Raw genomic sequence first — 15,925 nt, forward strand, 5'->3', positions numbered from 1 at the left:
AATGGCTAATCAGTTCGAAAAAATCCCCACTACGCTGGATGATGTCTTTGTCCTAAAACGTTTCACACACGCCGACGAACGCGGGATATTTACCAAAACATATAATTCCAAGATGTTCGATGAGTTAAACCTAGGGGAATCCATTGAAATCCGAGAATCTCTGTGCAGCATCTCGAAAAAGAACGTTATACGCGGAATGCATTACCAGACCGCCCCTTATGGCTGCGCGAAAATTGTAAGCGTTGTCAAAGGCGAGATTATTGACGTTATTGTTGGAGTGGGCGGAGCGTCAAACGAACGAAACAAAGGCAAATTTTTCTCCGTTAACCTATCCGACAGCAACCGGAAAAGCCTATTTATTCCGGATGGATACGCGCACGGCTTTCTGGTTCTTAGCGAAGAGGCCGTAGTTGTTTATCATCAGACAAATCATTTTGACGCGGCTTCTGACACCGGAATTCATTTTGATTCATTTGGATTTCAATGGCCGGTACAAAGCCCTGTTATCAGCGAAAAAGACGCAGCGCTTCCGGGGTTGAACGAGGTTCTCTGATGCACTCAAAGGATTATTCGACCTGAGACCTTATTGGATCAAAATATGGTTGAGAACGGAGCGTTGATGAATGCTCTGAAATACTTCAAACGGCTCCTTAAACATCCGCTCCACACCGTATTATTTATTTAACAAGCGGCGACGGAATACATTTTACCTTCACTCCTGCACGCAACAGTGATGCGCTGAGGCAATACAATCTAGCAATATGGTGTTGCCGATTTTCGATAGCTATCCCGTCCGCCTTGAGTACTTTAACGACCCGATAATTTTGATCTGACACTTACGAAGATTTCCGACCGGGTTCGAACCTCCCTTTTTTTTCAACTTAAGAATACATATTTTTAACACATCCTTCCTAGTTTGCTTGGCGTTGCTCCAGTACGCAAAGGCTGACCCGTGATCATTTGCCACCCTCTCAGGCTCATTTTCATCAAGACGATGAAGGTCGGTGGAACGTCGTTCGAGATCGCCCTGTCGAGCCTGTGCGATGGCGACAGCGTCATCACCCCCATTGCTCTGGATGACGAGGCTTTGCGCCGTAGGCTGGGGATTCCCGGCCCGCAGAATTATATAGCTCCGATCTGGCGCAACGCTGATGGCGAAGAATACTGGAGAAGTTCAGGAGATTTCGTCAACCACATCCCGGCCCCAAGGGCTAAGGCCCTTACTCCACCCGACGTCTGGGACGGATATCGCAAGATTACCATTTGGCGTAATCCCTTCGATGTGGCAATTTCGCGCTATTTCTGGGTGGGCGGCACCGCAACCGGGATGCATTTTGACGAGTTTATCGACCGTCACCGGAGCTTCCTGCACGACAATGCCCGGATCGCACCGCTTACAGGAGAAGCCGCTCTCGACAGCTATCTGCGGTATGAATGCCTTGCGGATGACATGGAGTCGCTTCAGGTGCCCGGCCTGAAAGAGCTGTTCCAGGCGTTGAACGCCAAGAGCAATATCCGCCCCAAATGGGGCACATCTGTCGCGGAAACATATTCCATGTTCCCTGCCGCGGCAGAGATCATCGCAGAAGAGTGCAAGGAAGAAATCGCCTTTTTTGGCTATCAGAATCCACTGTCACATGCCCCCCCCCAAGCAGCACAAACAAAGGACAAAATCCATGTCTGAGCTCATATTCTCCCTCGCAGCAGGCCGGTCTGGCAGCGCCTGGCTTGCCAAGTTTTTGGAAGCGAACCTAGGCTTTCCAACCGTGCACGAACCGTTCGGCATTGACGATTTTGGCAATACCATGCCGGATATTCGCACCATGCGCTCCTTCAATATGCGCGGGATGGATGACGTGGTCCGAGGGTTCTGGGGCCGAAAGATGGCCAGCCTGCCAAAAGACAAGCCCTATGCGGAAACCAACCACACGCTCGGCAAATGTGGTCTGATCGAAACTCTGATCGATCATCCGCGCTGCGACGATACGACAGTCATCATCCTGCGTCGGAACCTAGCCAAACAATGCGCCAGCTACATCCAGCGCAATGATTGCGGGAACATGACGCTATTGTGGCAATGGTACCTGGCCCCCAATTATCGCAATGTCATCCTGAAACCCGAGTCCTTCCTGAAAATGGGCGTCGTCGGGACCGCGCTTTGGTACACGCTCGAAATGGAATGCCGTCAGCATTATTATGAACAAGTTTACGGCGACCGCGTCAGATTTGTGCATGCTCAGCTGGAAGACGTCATCACGCCTGAGGGCGCCCGCAAGCTGCTTGCAGATCTTGGCCGAGACCAAGCCGCAACGCTTCCTCCAAAGGCCAATGCGAATGTGGCGCCTCCTGACGTTGGGCTGATCGATGAGATCGACACTTTTCTGACGAAAACCGGTTTCGACGCCCAAGCGCTGGTGGCCCAGTACCTGGATGCGGGGTTTAGCCTGGATCAGTCACACAAGAAACAGCCACAGGTCGCTGCCTCCTCTTGACCCTACCATGCAATTGGGCCTTCTTGCTGCCCAAGCCATGCGGGGGACGACACAATGCAAGAGCAGCCAATACAGATCGCCAAGGCGGCACTGTGGATGACCGGCTCGATCGTCTCGTTCTCCTCCATGGCCATCGCCGGGCGCGAGGCGGGGCTGACGCTCGATACCTTTGAGATCATGGCCTACCGCAGCGTGGTGGGCGTGATCGTGGTGGTGGCGATCCTGACACTGACCGGCAAATGGCATCAGGTCAGCCGCGAGCGCATGGGGCTGCACCTGGTGCGCAATCTGGCGCATTTTACCGGCCAGAACCTATGGTTCTTCGCCGTAACGGTCATTCCGCTGGCTCAGGTCTTCTCTCTTGAATTCACCTCCCCCATCTGGGTAATCATCCTGTCGCCCCTGATGCTAGGCGAGCGCATGACGCGGGTCCGGGCGGGCGCGGCAATGCTGGGCTTCATCGGCATTCTGATCGTCGCGCGCCCCTCGCCGGAAACGATAAACGCCGGTGTTCTGGCGGCGGCTGGCTGCGCGATTTTCTTTGCCCTGACGGCGATTTTCACCAAGCGCCTGACCCGACACGAAAGCATCGCCTCTATCCTGTTCTGGCTCACCTCCATGCAACTGGTGTTCGGCTTTGCCATGGCAGGCTGGGATGGCGATGTAGCGGTGCCGGATGCTGCCACCCTGCCCTGGCTGGTACTGATTGGCCTTGCTGGCCTTACCGCGCATTTTTGCCTGACCAACGCCCTGTCGCTGGCCCCGGCCACCGTGGTGATGCCGATCGATTTCACCCGTCTGCCCGCCATCGCGATTCTGGCGATGATCCTTTACGGCGAAGAGGTGGTGATCTGGACCCTGCTCGGCGCTGTGGTGATTTTCGCTGCGAACTACATCAACATTCTGGATGCGTCCGGCAGGCTGCGCCCGCGCGGTGCGCGCATCGGCTAGGGCTTTCTGCCCAAACGGCAGATGAAGCCGCAGGAAACGGGTCGCGGCAGCATCCCTTTCGGCGCAGAAAAGCGGCATGACAACACAGCATTCCATATCCCCCCGCGCCTGGGTCGAGCTGAGCCTATTGGCCTGCCTCTGGGGCGCCTCCTTTCTGTCGATCCGCATCACACTCAACGAAGTGCCGGTACTGACCTCGGTATTCTACCGTTGCGCGGGCGGCGCAGTGGTCCTTTGGGTTGCGGTACTCCTCCTGCGTCTGCCGCTGCCGCGCGCGCCCCAGGTCTGGGGGAGTTTTCTGGTGATGGGGCTGCTCAACAACGTGATCCCCTTCGTGCTGATGGCCTGGGGACAGCTCCATATCGAAACCGGGCTGACCTCGATACTGAATGCCACAACGGCAATATTCGGAGTTCTGGTGGCCGCGCTGTTCTTTGCCGATGAAAGGATCACGGCGCGGCGGGCCGTCGGAGTCGCCTTGGGGTTTCTGGGGGTATCGACGGCCATTGGCCTCAGTAGTTTTGCAGATTTCGATCCGCGCAGCGCGGCGCAGCTGGCAGTTTTGACCGGCACGCTCTCCTACGCGTTTGCAGCGGTCTGGGCAAAACAGCACCTCGCTGGCCTGAAGCCGCAAGTGGCCGCTGCGGGAATGTTGACAGGCTCCGCCCTGATCCTGCTGCCCCTCACGCTGGTTGTGGATGGGGTGCCGCGCCTTGATCTGATGCCAGTCACCTGGCTCGCGATTTTCTACTATGCGGTCTTTGCTACGGCGGGGGCATATCTTCTGTATTACCGGGTGCTGGCGATGGCGGGCAGCGGCAACCTGATGCTGGTGACGCTGATGATCCCGCCCGTTGCCATCCTTCTGGGCGCCGTGGTGCTGGGCGAGGCCCTGCCGCCCCATGCCTACCCCGGATTTGCGCTTCTGGCGCTTGGCCTGCTGATCATTCAGGGGCGCATTCCCCTGCCCCGACGCCTTCGGCGGAATTGACCCGGCCGCAGACACTGGCTAGCAAGGCGCCAGGTGATCAAGGATCTGGAATGCCAATGCTTTATTCTTCCGCTCAGGCGTGGCGCGACGCCCCCAGCAAACGCGTACTGTTCTTTGGCATGTCGGGACTCGGCAAGACCTACATCAGCAACATCCTGCGCGGCGCGGGGGGCTGGTTCCACTACTCGATCGACTACCGCATCGGCACCCGCTACATGGGCGAATACATCGCTGACAACGCCAAGGCCGAGGCGATGAAGGTCCCCTTCCTGCGTGATCTGCTGCTGTCAGATTCGATCTACATCGGATCGAATATTACCTTCGACAACCTGACACCGGTCTCCTCCTACCTCGGCAAACCGGGCAGCACGGCCAAGGGCGGCCTCCCGATGAGCGAATACCGTCGCCGTCAGGAACAGTTCCGCCTGGCCGAAATCCACGCCCTGCTGGATACCGAGTATTTCATCGACCGAGCCGAGCGGCTTTATGGCTATCCGCATTTCATCTGCGACACTGGTGGGTCGATCTGTGAATGGGTGGATGCCGAGGATCCGAACGATCCGGTCCTGACCGAACTGTCCAAACACACGCTGATGGTCTGGATCAAAGGTGACGAGGCCCATACCGAAGAGTTGATTCGCCGCTTTGATCGCGCGCCCAAACCGATGTCCTATCAGCCGGAGTTCCTGAGCAGGGTCTGGGAAGACTATCTTAGCAAAAACAACGTATCAGAGGCAGATGTTGACCCCGATTCCTTCATTCGCTGGACCTATGCGCAGGCGCTGGCGCACCGTCAGCCGCGCTATGAGGTGATGGCGCAGAACTGGGGTGTGACCGTCACCGCTGACCAGATCAGCGCCGTGCGCGACGAGGCTGGTTTCGAGGACTTGATCGCCAGCGCACTTGAGAGTGCCGCCTAGGCAGCTTATCTCTTGCCCTCAGCCCAACACATGAACCGCAAGGACCTGACATGCCTATCAAGATCCCTTCTGACCTGCCCGCCTATGACGTTCTGACGAACGAAGGCGTGATGGTCATGTCGCCGGATCAGGCGGCGCGTCAGGATATTCGTCCGCTGCGCATCGGTCTGCTCAATCTGATGCCAAAGAAGATCCAGACGGAGAACCAGTTCGCCAGGCTGATCGGCGCGACGCCGCTCCAGATCGAACTGTCTCTGATCCGGATGACCGAACACCAGACCCGCAACACCGCGGCCGAGCATATGGCCGAATTCTATCGCCCCTTTCAGGAGGTGAAGGACGAGCGCTTTGACGGGTTGATCATCACCGGCGCCCCAATCGAACATCTGAATTTCGACAACGTCACCTATTGGGATGAGCTGCGCGAGGTGTTTGAATGGACGCAGACCAATGTGCACTCCACCTTTGGCGTCTGTTGGGGCGGCATGGCGATGATCAACTATTTCCACGGCGTCAAGAAACACATGCTGGATCACAAGGCCTTCGGCTGCTTCCGACATAAGAACCTCGCGCCTGCCTCGCCCTACCTACGCGGGTTTTCAGACGATTGCGTCATTCCCGTCTCGCGCTGGACAGAGATGAAACAGGATGAAATCGACAGCCATCCAGAGCTCATCACCCTTCTGGGAAGTGATGAGGTTGGCCCCTGTCTGGTCGAGGATCCGAACCATCGCGCGCTCTATATCTTCAATCACTTCGAATATGACAGTGATACGCTGAAGCAAGAATACGACCGCGACGTTGCCAATGGCACCGAGATCAACGTGCCGATCAACTACTACCCGGATGATGACCCCAGCCGCACGCCGCAGAACCGCTGGCGCAGCCATGCGCATCTGCTTTATGGCAACTGGATCAATCAAATCTACCAAAGCACGCCCTTCGATCTGAACAACATCGGTCAATAGCGCATTGTTATCGCTTGCCTTTGCCATGGCTGCAGGCGTCGGCATCACCGCCCTGCAAGGATCCCGGCGGGAGGCCCGCGCCAGGGCCAGCCACCCGCCTGAAGGCCGGTTTATTGAGGTGGGTGATGCCCGCGTGCACGCGGTCGAGATGGGCCAGCCGCAGGGCTCGGCGCCAGATCTGGTGCTGATCCACGGCTCCAACGGCAGCACCCGCGATATGAGCTTTCGCCTCGCCCCTGCGTTGGCCAACCGTTTCCGCGTGCTGATGTTCGATCGCCCCGGTCTCGGCTATACCGCAGCGCCAGAAGCTGGCAATGCAACTCTGGAGGATCAGGCGGCCCTGCTGCAACAGGCCGCGGCCAGCCTTGGCGCCGAACGTCCCATCGTGCTGGGGCAAAGCTATGGCGGGGCCGTGGCGCTCGCCTGGGCTGTCTACCATCCGGATGATCTCTCGGCGCTGGTCTCGGTCTCTGGCGTATCGCACCCTTGGGATGGCTCGCTCGATCCATTCTACAAAGTGACAGCCTCGCCGCTGGGTAGCCGTCTGGTGGTGCCGCTGATCACCTCCTATGTGCCGGAACGCACCGTGACCCGCGCGCTGGAGGATGTCTTTGCCCCCCAACCAGTGCCAGAAGGATACGCCGAGCATTTTGGTCCCGGACTGACCCTCAGGCGCGGATCGCTCCGGGCCAATGCCCTGCACCGGGCCAACCTTCTGCGCGATATCAAAGCGCAGGCACCGCAGTATGACCGCATCAAGGTACCGGTCGAGCTTGTGCATGGCGACGCCGACACCACCGTTGGGGTTCATCTGCACGCCGCAAGACTGGTCAAGGACGTGCCGCAGGCCCGGCTGACCCTACTCGACGGGATTGGCCACATGCCACACAATGTGGCCACCGGGGATGTGACAGACGCCGTGGACCGCGTCGCCGCCCGCGCCGGGCTTTAGGTAAATCGGAGTCACATTGCACTGCGCAATGCCCTATAAAGAGTTGAGGACAGGAAGGTTTTGCCCATGACATTGCCATTTGACGGCGCCATCAGCCGCTATTTCGAGACCGGCGCGCCTTCTGACATCCGCAAGGCAATCGCCGATGCCGGAAAGAAGGCGGTATTGGATTCGGACTATCCGCATGCCGCGCGGATGAAGAAAAAGTCCTATGAGCAATCCATGGACGCGCTGCAGATCGAGCTGGTGAAACTGCAATCCTGGGTCAAAGCCTCTGGCGCCCGTGTCGCCGTGGTGTTCGAAGGCCGAGATGCCGCAGGAAAAGGTGGCACAATCAAACGCTTCCGCGAAAACCTTAACCCCCGCGGCGCGCGGGTTGTGGCACTGCAGAAACCGACCGAGGCTGAGCAGACCCAATGGTATTTCCAGCGCTATATCGACCATCTGCCCTCGGGCGGTGAAATCGTATTTTTCGACCGCAGCTGGTACAATCGCGGCGTCGTCGAAAAGGTCTTTGGCTTTTGCACCGACACTCAGCGCGAGCGCTTCTTCCATCAGGTTACAGGGTTCGAGGAGGCTCTGGTCGAGGACGGCATTCACCTGTTCAAGATCTGGCTGAACGTTGGCCGGGCCGAGCAGCTCGATCGGTTTCTAGCGCGCGAATCTGATCCGCTGAAGCATTGGAAGCTAAGCACCATCGACGTAAAAGGGCTGGAACGCTGGGACGCCTATACCGATGCCATCGGCGAAACCTTCCGCCGCAGCCATACCGAGGTGGCCCCCTGGACAGTCGTCCGCTCGGACGACAAGCGTCGTGCGCGGCTGGCTGCCATCCGTTCGGTCCTACATGGACTGGACTATGACAACAAAAACGCCGAGGCACTCGGGGACGTAGATCCCCTGATCTGTGGCGGACCGGACATCTGGAATGCGTAAACGCGGCTATCATCACGGCAACCTGCGTCAGGCTCTTGTGGAATCTGCGCTGGGTCTGATCGAGGCAAAAGGCCCGACCGGCTTTACCCTGTCCGAGGCGGCAAAACAGGCGGGCGTCACCCCGGCGGCAGTCTATCGCCATTTCGAAGGCCGTGAAGATCTGATCGCAGAGGCTGCCAAGCAGGGCTTTGCGATGTTCGCCGATCTGATGCAGCACGCCTATGAAAAATATCAGCCCTCGGCCCTGGCGGCATTTGAGGCAACGGGACGGGCCTATCTCGCCTTTGCCCGCAAACATCCCGGCCATTACATCGCGATGTTCGAAAGCGGTATTTCCGTCAACCGTACGCCCGAACTGGCAGATGCCGCTGCCCGCGCACGGGGCATCCTGGAAAAGGCTGCTGCGGATCTGAGCCAGCACATCCCGGCCGAAAAACGCCCGCCCGCAGCGATGTTTTCCGCCCATATCATGGCGCTGAGCCACGGCGTTGTGGAGCTTTATGCCCGCAACACGCCCGGTGCCACCTCGCCCTTCTCGCCCGAGGATCTGCTTGAAAGCGGGATCATGATCTATCTGCGCGGTCTGGGCCTGATTGAACCCGACAAATAGGCACCGCGGCTGCGCCTTTGTACGTAGGTTCCAGGGCGGTCCACCCCCCCGTTTCAGCCACACAGACAAACCACGAAAAAAGGCCGCAGATTTCTCTGCGGCCTTTCTCTGTTCTGCTGTCCAGCGATTAACGCTTGGAGAACTGGAACGAACGACGCGCTTTGCGGCGGCCGAATTTCTTACGTTCAACAACACGGCTGTCACGGGTCAGGAAGCCAGCAGCTTTCAGAGCGCCGCGCAGGGCGGGATCATAAAGCTGCAGAGCTTTGGAGATGCCGTGCTTGACCGCACCGGCCTGACCGGAAAGGCCACCGCCTTTGACGGTTGCGTAGACGTCGAACTGGTCTTCGACACCGGCAACGGTGAACGGCTGGCGCAGGATCATCTGCAGCACCGGACGGGCGAAGTATTTGTTCAGCTCTTTGCCGTTCACTTCGACCTTGCCGGAACCCGGCTTGATCCAGACGCGTGCGACTGCGTCTTTCCGCTTACCGGTTGCATAGGCACGGCCCAGCTCGTCACGGACGGGCTCACGGGAAATGGTTTCTTCAGCGACAGCTTCAACGCCTGCAACGGCGCCCAGCTCTTCGAGAGTGTTGATCTGATCAGCCATCGGTCTCAGCTCCGCGTGTTTTTCTTGTTCATGGATTTGACATCCAGAACCTCGGGGGCCTGGGCCTCATGCGGGTGCGCGGCACCAGCATAGATACGCAGGTTGCTCATCTGCTGGCGCGCCAGACGGTTGCCCGGCAGCATGCGCTTCACAGCCTGATAGACAACACGCTCGGGGTGCGCGCCTTCCAGGATCTGTTGCTTGGTGCGGGACTTGATGCCGCCCGGGTGGCCAGTGTGCCAGTAGAAGTGCTCGTCGCGCTTCTTGCCGGTCATCTGTACCTTGTCGGCGTTGATGATGATGACGTTGTCGCCCATGTCCATGTTCGGCGTGAACGACGCTTTGTGCTTACCGCGCAGGCGCATGGCAACGATCGAGGCAAGACGGCCCAGAACAACGCCTTCGGCGTCGATCAGGATCCAGTTCTTCTCGATATCTGCCGGAGTAGCAGAGAAGGTTTTCATGGCAGGTCTATCCTGTTTGTCGTGAAGATGAGCCGGAATACAACTCACCTGAATTCGATGGACGGGGTTTACGGGGATCTCCGCACTGCGTCAACACAGCGAAACAACAATTTATCACGCAAAATCAGCGTGTTAAAAAATAGGTATCAAAATACCCCACTCCTAAACGCTGATTTGCTCGGGCGGGTTGTCCAAAAGGCTGCGCAAACGCAGCATCGCGTCTTCGAACTTAGCCAAAGAAACCTGCCCGTTGATGGTGATGCGCACGGCATTGGGCGCGCGGCCATCCCTCAGGGCGAATTCATCGGCTGACCTGATCTGCACACCTGCGGCTTCTGCCGCGCGAGTAAAGGCCGCGGAGCGCCAGCCTGCAGGCAGTTTCAGCCAGAGGAACGGGACCTCGTCTTTCCATGTCAACTCAAACGCACCAAGGGCATTCACCGCCACACGCACATATTTGGCCATTTCCTTGCGCACCTCTTTGGCCAGCTCCTTGCTGCGCGGGTCCGAAAGCAAGACGCGGATCAGCTCGGCCAGCGGCTGCGACAGGCCAAAAAAGCTGTATTCCGCTGACCGGCGCAGATCCTGTTCGTGACCTTTAGGAGCGAGGGCAAAACCGACCCGCAGCGCCGGCGTCAAAACCTTCGAGATCGAACAGACGTGCCAGGTGATATCGGGCGCCAGAGCGCGATAGCTGGGCGCACCGGCCTCTCCCATGCGATAGCAATCATCCTCGACGATCTGCAACTCGTGGCGCCGGGCGACCTTGATGATCTCCTCGCGCCGTTTTTGCGGCGTAAACAGACCGGTCGGATTGTGCACCTCCGGGCTGGTACAGAGAACCGTGGCGCCCGTCTTGCGGATGGCAAGCTCCAGCGAATCCGGACGAATCCCGTGTTCGTCCATCCCCACCCCGACAACCTTGGCCCGGAGCAGTTCAGACGCACGACGAAAGCCGGCATAAGAAAGATCCTCGACCAACAGCGTGGGCTGCGCGTCCTTCAGGACCGCCTGCAGCACCGTGAGGATGCCGTTCTGACCGCCATGGGTCAGGACCACCTGGTTTTCATCAAGCGGCCCCAGCGGCTGATCAGACAGCCACTCCACCACTGCTTCGCGCACCGGGCGGTAGGCGTCACGGGTCGGGTAGTTCAGGAACATCAGCGGATCAGCGGCGGCGACCTTCTTCATCGCCTCCCGGATCGCAGCCACCTGCCCCACATCGGCAAGGCGCGGGCTGAACAGGCTGACATGGTTGGGATCGCCTTCCTCCCGAAGGTGCAATTCGCGGGACCAGACATCATCCATGACCTTGGTCTGCCGCTCAGCGACAAATGTACCGCGCCCGACCTCGGCCTGCAGAAGTCCTTCGTCCGTGAGCGTGGAATAGGCCCGTGCCACCGTGCCGGGGGTAATGCCCAGCTGATAGGCCAGATCGCGCACCGGCGGCAACTTTGTACCAACACGCAATGTATCGTTTTCCACCGCCGCGCGGATTGTATCGGCCACCCGCTGATACTTCGGTCCAGGCTTATCTCCAAGGCTCGGCGCCCAAATTGTACCCATTACAATGCTTCCTTAGACAGCTGAGTCGGAACTTTGTATCAAGTGATCGTACCAACAACACAGGATTGTATCAATACAATAAAGGATCTGACCATGACACAGCACGCGACCCCTGCACATTCCAGCATCACCTTTCTGACCAATCAGCCCACCCTGCCGGTGCTGGCTCAGGTCGCGGTGACGTTCGCGGTTCTGATGACGAAATGGTCCGTCCGACAGCGCAGCCGTAAACAGCTCCGCCACCTGACCCCGGAACAATTGCAAGACATCGGGCTCTCCCGCGAGGACGCCCATTATGAAGCCACTCTTCCGTTCTGGCGCCCCTGATCCCCGGGTACCGGAACCACCTGACGGCCGGGGCCAGTTCCCCGGCCTTTTTTCTTTTCAATCATTTCAAAGCCCCTGGTAAATTTTTCCTTGATCGAATCTGCCATGGGGCCTAGATGCGCCTCACTTTCGGCACCGATCCCAACCCCGGACCCTTATCCGGGGGGGCGCTAAGGGCCGGCTGGATTGTCATCTACTGGAACGAAGGGGAGTGTCATGAAAGACGCCAACCTCTTCCAACTGGGGATCGGTCTGGAGACAGGCGCCCAAGAGGAAGATACCGCCCGCAGTGTACCCGCTGCGATCATCGAAACCGTTGTGGACAGCGACCGCGAAGACCATTTCATCCGCCGTGATGGAAAAGTATTCGCCGGAACCCATCTGATCATCGAAGTCATGAACGGCACAGGCCTTGATTGCGAGACCCGCATTCAGAACGCCTTCCGCAAATGCGTCGAGGTTTGCGGCGCCACGCTGCTGCACATCCACACCCATAAATTCTCGCCGCAAGGCGTGTCGGGCGTGGCCGTGCTGGCCGAAAGCCACATCTCGGTGCACACCTGGCCGGAAATCGGCTATGGCGCCTTTGACGTCTTCATGTGCGGCGATGCCGAACCCTGGCGCGCTGTCGGCGTGCTGAAAGAGGCCTTTTCCACCGATCACGTGGAGGTCCGGGAACTTCTGCGCGGGGAGGAGCTGATCGCCAAGGAGGTCGCGGCATGAGCGAGACCTGGATCACCGAACGCCTGCACGATCACTACGCGCAGAGCCTGCGCGTGGATGAGATGCTTTATGACAGCAAGACCGAGCATCAGCGCCTGAAGGTCTTTCAGAACGGTACGTTCGGCCGCATCCTGACGCTGGATGACGTGGTGCAGACCACCGAAGGCGACAATTTCATCTACCACGAGATGCTGACCCATGTGCCGATCCTGGCCCATGGGGCCGCAAAACGTGTGCTGATCATCGGCGGCGGCGATGGCGGAATGGCCCGCGAGGCGCTGCGTCACGCCTCGGTCGAACATGTCACCATGGTCGAGATCGACGCCGGTGTGGTGGATTTCTCAAAGGAATACCTGCCGATGCTGAGCCAGGGCGCCTTTGACGATCCGCGGCTCAATCTGGTGATCAACGATGGCGCGGCCTTCATGCGTGAAACAGATCAGAAATTCGACGTGATCGTGGTCGATTCCACCGATCCGATCGGCCCGGGCGAGGTGCTGTTCACCAATACCTTCTACGGCCACGCCGCCCGCGCGCTGACCGATGACGGTATCATCGTCACCCAGAACGGCGTGCCCTTCATGCAAGGGGACGAGCTGACCGGCACCATGCGCGCCTTCAAGACGCTGTTTGCCGATCACAGCTGCTATCTGGCGACAATCCCGACCTATGCGGGTGGTCCGATGGCCTTTGGCTGGGGCAGCCACTCCAAATCCGCGCGCACCGTGTCGCTGGCCGATCTGGAAAAACGCTTTGCCGCTGCCGGGATTGAAACCGATTACTACACGCCCGAGGTGCACAAGGCGGCTTTCGCCCTGCCCGGCTATGTGAAGAAACTCTTCCCATAAGACATGCGCCGCGCGCAGGATCTGCTGAAACAAAACGGGGGCCAAGGGCCCCCGTTTTCATTTGGTACTGTTTTGGAATGTTCCGAACCTCAGGCGTCCGGCTCCTGATAGACACCCTGTTCTTTCAGCGCGTCCACGACTTCCTTGGGCATGTAGGTCTCGTCATGTTTCGCCAGAATTTCAGAGGCTTCGAACACACCGTTGACGTAACGGCCTGTGCCGACCATTCCCTGATTTTCCTCGAACAGATCCGGCAGCACACCCGCGTAGGTCACCGGCACGGTTGCGCCGCCATCAGTCACAGAGAACCGCACGGTTTCGCCCTGACCGCGCACCAGACTGCCATCTTCGACCAGACCGCCAATACGGAAAACCTCTGTCGGCACCGGCGGCTCGGCCATCACCTGACTGGGCGAACGGAAGTAGTTGATCCCGTCCCGCATCGCGTAACCGATCAAAGCCGTCGACACGATCAAGGCAACGGTCGCCAATGCGATCACCTGAATGCGGCGCTGCTTTTTGAGGTTTTTCATATCGTTACCGTCCTGTGCTCGTCCGGGTCTGGCGCCCTAGGGGAACAGCGGCGCCATCATCAGACCCGCAGTTTCGTCTTCACCTAACATCAGATTGGCGTTCTGCAAGGCCTGTCCGCTGCTACCTTTTGTCAGGTTATCCAGCGCTGCAATGACAATGGCCCGCCCTTCGATCCGGTCAGCGGTCACGCCGATATGACAGAAGTTGGAGCCGCGCACGTGGTGGGTGCTTGGCGCGGTGCCAAAGGGCAGAACCTCGATAAAGGGTTCATCGGCATAGGCAGAAACGAATGCCGCGTGGATCGCCTCGGCGTCGCCTTTGACATAGGTCGTCGCCAGAATACCCCGGTTGGCGGGAACCAGATGCGGGGTGAACTGCACCTTGACCGGACGCCCGGCCAGTTTCGAGAATTCCTGATCGAATTCACCCAGATGCCGGTGCGTACCACCGATGGCATAGGCATTGTAACCCTCGCTCAGCTCCGCATGCAGCAGGTTTTCCTTCAGGGCCCGCCCCGCGCCGGAAACGGCGCATTTCAGATCGAGGATGATTTCATCCAGATCAATCAGGCCCGAGGTGATCAGCGGTCGCAGCGCGAACTGCCCGGTTGCCGCGTTGCAGCCGGTACCCGCCACCAGCCGCGCGCCCCGGATCTCATCCCGGTAGAATTCGGTGAGGCCGTAAACCGCCTCTTCCTGCTGCTCCAGCGCAGCATGGGGGTTGCCGTACCATTTTTCATATTCCGCCGGATCGCGCAGCCGGAAATCCGCCGACAGATCGACGATCTTCAGATCCTTCGGCAGGGCCGCGATCACTTCCTGGCTGGTTTTATGCGGCAGAGCGCAGAAACACAGGTCGATCTGTGAAAAGTCGATCTCGCTGATCTTGCACAGGGTCGGCAGATCCAGATGGCGCAGGTGCGGGAACACCTCGGCCATGGTCAGGCCCGCCTTACGCTCGGCGGCAAGCGCCGCGATTTCAATGCTCGGGTGCTGGGAAATCAGCCGCACCAGTTCCGCGCCGGTGTAACCGCTGGCGCCAAGGATAGCCACTTTGTGGGTCATGTCAGACCTCGTCTTTTGAATTTAGGTGATTTGTACCGCAGCAACAGGCGGTGAGAATAGGGAAAACTGCCGCAGCCGACAGGCGATCCGCCCAAAAGGACGACTGAAAGCCGTCCCCGTGGAAGCGCCGGATCAGGCTGCTTCAAAGGTGATTTGTCGTCGCAAGAACTGGGTCGCATGGGTGCTGACCCGCGCCGGATCGCCGGTAGTGTAGAACCCTGCCTTGCCGGTGCCGTACATATCCGGGTGCCGCTCAAGGTAATCGGCAAGACTGTCTGCCACCAGATCGCCCTGGCTGAACACTTTGACCTTGGGGCCAAGCGCCTCCTGAAAGGTCTTTTCCATCAGCGGATAATGGGTGCAGCCCAAGATGGCAGCCTCGGGATGCGGCATCTTGCGCAAGAGCGCATCCACATGGCTGCGCACCAGCGCTTCGGCCAGGATCATGTCGCCTTCCTCGATGGCGTCGACAACACCGCCACAGGCCTGCGCTTCCACATCGACACCAATGGCGCGAAAGGCCAGTTCCCGCTGAAACGCCCGGCTGGATACGGTCGCGGGCGTTGCAAACAACGCCACATGCTTCACCGCAACCTCGCGCGGCGGCGAATTATCGCCCCACTGGCGCTCGGTCAGTGCTTCGATCAGCGGCACAAAGACGCCAAGCACGCGCTTGCCCTTGGGCAGCCCGCCCTCCTGCATGCGCCGCAGCGCCGCCGCCGAAGCGGTGTTACAGGCCAGGATCACCAGATCGCAACCCTTGTCCCACATGTCTTCCACGGCGGCCTTGGTCAGCTGATAGACATCCTCGGCATCGCGTACGCCATAGGGGGCGTGAGCACTGTCGCCGTAATAGATAAGGTCAACCTCCGGCAGACGCCGCTGCACAGCGTCGAGCACGGTCAGACCGCCCAGACCAGAATCAAAAATGCCTACTGCCATGTTCTTCTTTCGCGGATGCCACCT

General features: G+C 58.9%; 19 protein-coding genes. 13 read left to right on the plus strand and 6 right to left on the minus strand.

Features of this window, described 5'->3' with window-relative positions; genetic code table 11:
• Position 1 precedes the first annotated feature (1 nt).
• From AC5SSZ_RS07300 to AC5SSZ_RS07345, 10 genes are all read left to right on the plus strand, one after another.
• Positions 2–553 carry a dTDP-4-dehydrorhamnose 3,5-epimerase family protein gene (locus AC5SSZ_RS07300; protein ID WP_274832203.1) on the plus strand — a complete coding sequence of 184 codons (552 nt, stop codon included), beginning with the start codon at positions 2–4 and terminating at the stop codon, positions 551–553.
• 399 nt (positions 554–952) lie between these two features.
• The gene (locus tag AC5SSZ_RS07305; protein ID WP_495437732.1) at positions 953–1,684 is read left to right on the plus strand and encodes a hypothetical protein; all 732 of its coding nucleotides are present in this window, start codon (positions 953–955) and stop codon (positions 1,682–1,684) included.
• Positions 1,677–2,492, plus strand: a complete 816-nt coding sequence (locus AC5SSZ_RS07310; protein WP_237028403.1) for a hypothetical protein — start codon at positions 1,677–1,679, stop codon at positions 2,490–2,492. The genes AC5SSZ_RS07305 and AC5SSZ_RS07310 overlap by 8 nt, the downstream gene beginning before the upstream one ends.
• A gap of 54 nt (positions 2,493–2,546) precedes the next feature.
• Positions 2,547–3,443 (plus strand): DMT family transporter, encoded by an 897-nt coding sequence (locus AC5SSZ_RS07315; RefSeq protein WP_274832200.1) that lies wholly within the window; start codon positions 2,547–2,549, stop codon positions 3,441–3,443.
• A 76-nt stretch (positions 3,444–3,519) separates the two neighbouring features.
• On the plus strand, positions 3,520–4,434 hold the full coding sequence (locus AC5SSZ_RS07320) for a DMT family transporter (protein ID WP_495437733.1): 915 nt from the start codon (positions 3,520–3,522) through the stop codon (positions 4,432–4,434).
• Between the two features lie 56 nt (positions 4,435–4,490).
• Positions 4,491–5,354, plus strand: a complete 864-nt coding sequence (locus AC5SSZ_RS07325) for an ATPase (RefSeq protein ID WP_495438323.1) — start codon at positions 4,491–4,493, stop codon at positions 5,352–5,354.
• Positions 5,355–5,404: 50 nt separating this feature from the next.
• Positions 5,405–6,322: a homoserine O-acetyltransferase MetA gene (gene metA / locus AC5SSZ_RS07330; RefSeq protein WP_065270205.1), complete on the plus strand. Its 918-nt coding sequence runs from the start codon at positions 5,405–5,407 to the stop codon at positions 6,320–6,322.
• Between the two features lie 4 nt (positions 6,323–6,326).
• On the plus strand, positions 6,327–7,274 hold the full coding sequence (locus tag AC5SSZ_RS07335; protein ID WP_495437734.1) for an alpha/beta fold hydrolase: 948 nt from the start codon (positions 6,327–6,329) through the stop codon (positions 7,272–7,274).
• A gap of 66 nt (positions 7,275–7,340) precedes the next feature.
• Positions 7,341–8,210: a polyphosphate kinase 2 gene (ppk2, locus tag AC5SSZ_RS07340; RefSeq protein ID WP_495437735.1), complete on the plus strand. Its 870-nt coding sequence runs from the start codon at positions 7,341–7,343 to the stop codon at positions 8,208–8,210.
• Positions 8,203–8,820 carry a TetR/AcrR family transcriptional regulator gene (locus tag AC5SSZ_RS07345; RefSeq protein WP_065270202.1) on the plus strand — a complete coding sequence of 206 codons (618 nt, stop codon included), beginning with the start codon at positions 8,203–8,205 and terminating at the stop codon, positions 8,818–8,820. Before ppk2 ends, AC5SSZ_RS07345 begins: the two co-directional genes overlap by 8 nt.
• A gap of 127 nt (positions 8,821–8,947) precedes the next feature.
• Here the strand turns inward: AC5SSZ_RS07345 and rpsI are convergent, their stop codons facing one another.
• From rpsI to AC5SSZ_RS07360, 3 genes are all read right to left on the minus strand, one after another.
• On the minus strand, positions 8,948–9,433 hold the full coding sequence (gene rpsI, locus AC5SSZ_RS07350) for a 30S ribosomal protein S9 (protein WP_065270201.1): 486 nt from the start codon (positions 9,431–9,433) through the stop codon (positions 8,948–8,950).
• A 5-nt stretch (positions 9,434–9,438) separates the two neighbouring features.
• Entirely contained in the window at positions 9,439–9,897 is a 459-nt protein-coding gene (rplM, locus tag AC5SSZ_RS07355; RefSeq protein ID WP_065270200.1) for a 50S ribosomal protein L13, read from the minus strand.
• Positions 9,898–10,059: 162 nt separating this feature from the next.
• On the minus strand, positions 10,060–11,463 hold the full coding sequence (locus AC5SSZ_RS07360; RefSeq protein ID WP_495437736.1) for an aminotransferase-like domain-containing protein: 1,404 nt from the start codon (positions 11,461–11,463) through the stop codon (positions 10,060–10,062).
• Positions 11,464–11,556: 93 nt separating this feature from the next.
• Here AC5SSZ_RS07360 and AC5SSZ_RS07365 point away from each other — a divergent pair, with 93 nt between their 5' ends.
• From AC5SSZ_RS07365 to speE, 3 genes are all read left to right on the plus strand, one after another.
• Positions 11,557–11,790 carry a DUF1127 domain-containing protein gene (locus tag AC5SSZ_RS07365; RefSeq protein WP_274828059.1) on the plus strand — a complete coding sequence of 78 codons (234 nt, stop codon included), beginning with the start codon at positions 11,557–11,559 and terminating at the stop codon, positions 11,788–11,790.
• 216 nt (positions 11,791–12,006) lie between these two features.
• A complete protein-coding gene (speD, locus tag AC5SSZ_RS07370) occupies positions 12,007–12,513 on the plus strand; it encodes an adenosylmethionine decarboxylase (protein ID WP_065270197.1) in 507 nt (168 codons plus the stop codon).
• Positions 12,510–13,361, plus strand: a complete 852-nt coding sequence (gene speE / locus AC5SSZ_RS07375) for a polyamine aminopropyltransferase (RefSeq protein WP_065270196.1) — start codon at positions 12,510–12,512, stop codon at positions 13,359–13,361. Before speD ends, speE begins: the two co-directional genes overlap by 4 nt.
• A gap of 89 nt (positions 13,362–13,450) precedes the next feature.
• Here speE and ccmE read toward each other — a convergent pair whose 3' ends face one another.
• The 3 genes from ccmE to murI form a co-directional block, all read right to left on the minus strand.
• Positions 13,451–13,894, minus strand: a complete 444-nt coding sequence (gene ccmE / locus AC5SSZ_RS07380; protein ID WP_065270195.1) for a cytochrome c maturation protein CcmE — start codon at positions 13,892–13,894, stop codon at positions 13,451–13,453.
• 36 nt (positions 13,895–13,930) lie between these two features.
• Positions 13,931–14,959 (minus strand): N-acetyl-gamma-glutamyl-phosphate reductase, encoded by a 1,029-nt coding sequence (argC, locus tag AC5SSZ_RS07385; RefSeq protein ID WP_065270194.1) that lies wholly within the window; start codon positions 14,957–14,959, stop codon positions 13,931–13,933.
• 132 nt (positions 14,960–15,091) lie between these two features.
• Positions 15,092–15,901: a glutamate racemase gene (gene murI, locus AC5SSZ_RS07390; RefSeq protein ID WP_495437737.1), complete on the minus strand. Its 810-nt coding sequence runs from the start codon at positions 15,899–15,901 to the stop codon at positions 15,092–15,094.
• Between the last annotated feature and the right edge of the window lie 24 nt (positions 15,902–15,925).

The organism is Phaeobacter sp. CC-HEC084 (genome assembly GCF_059429255.1).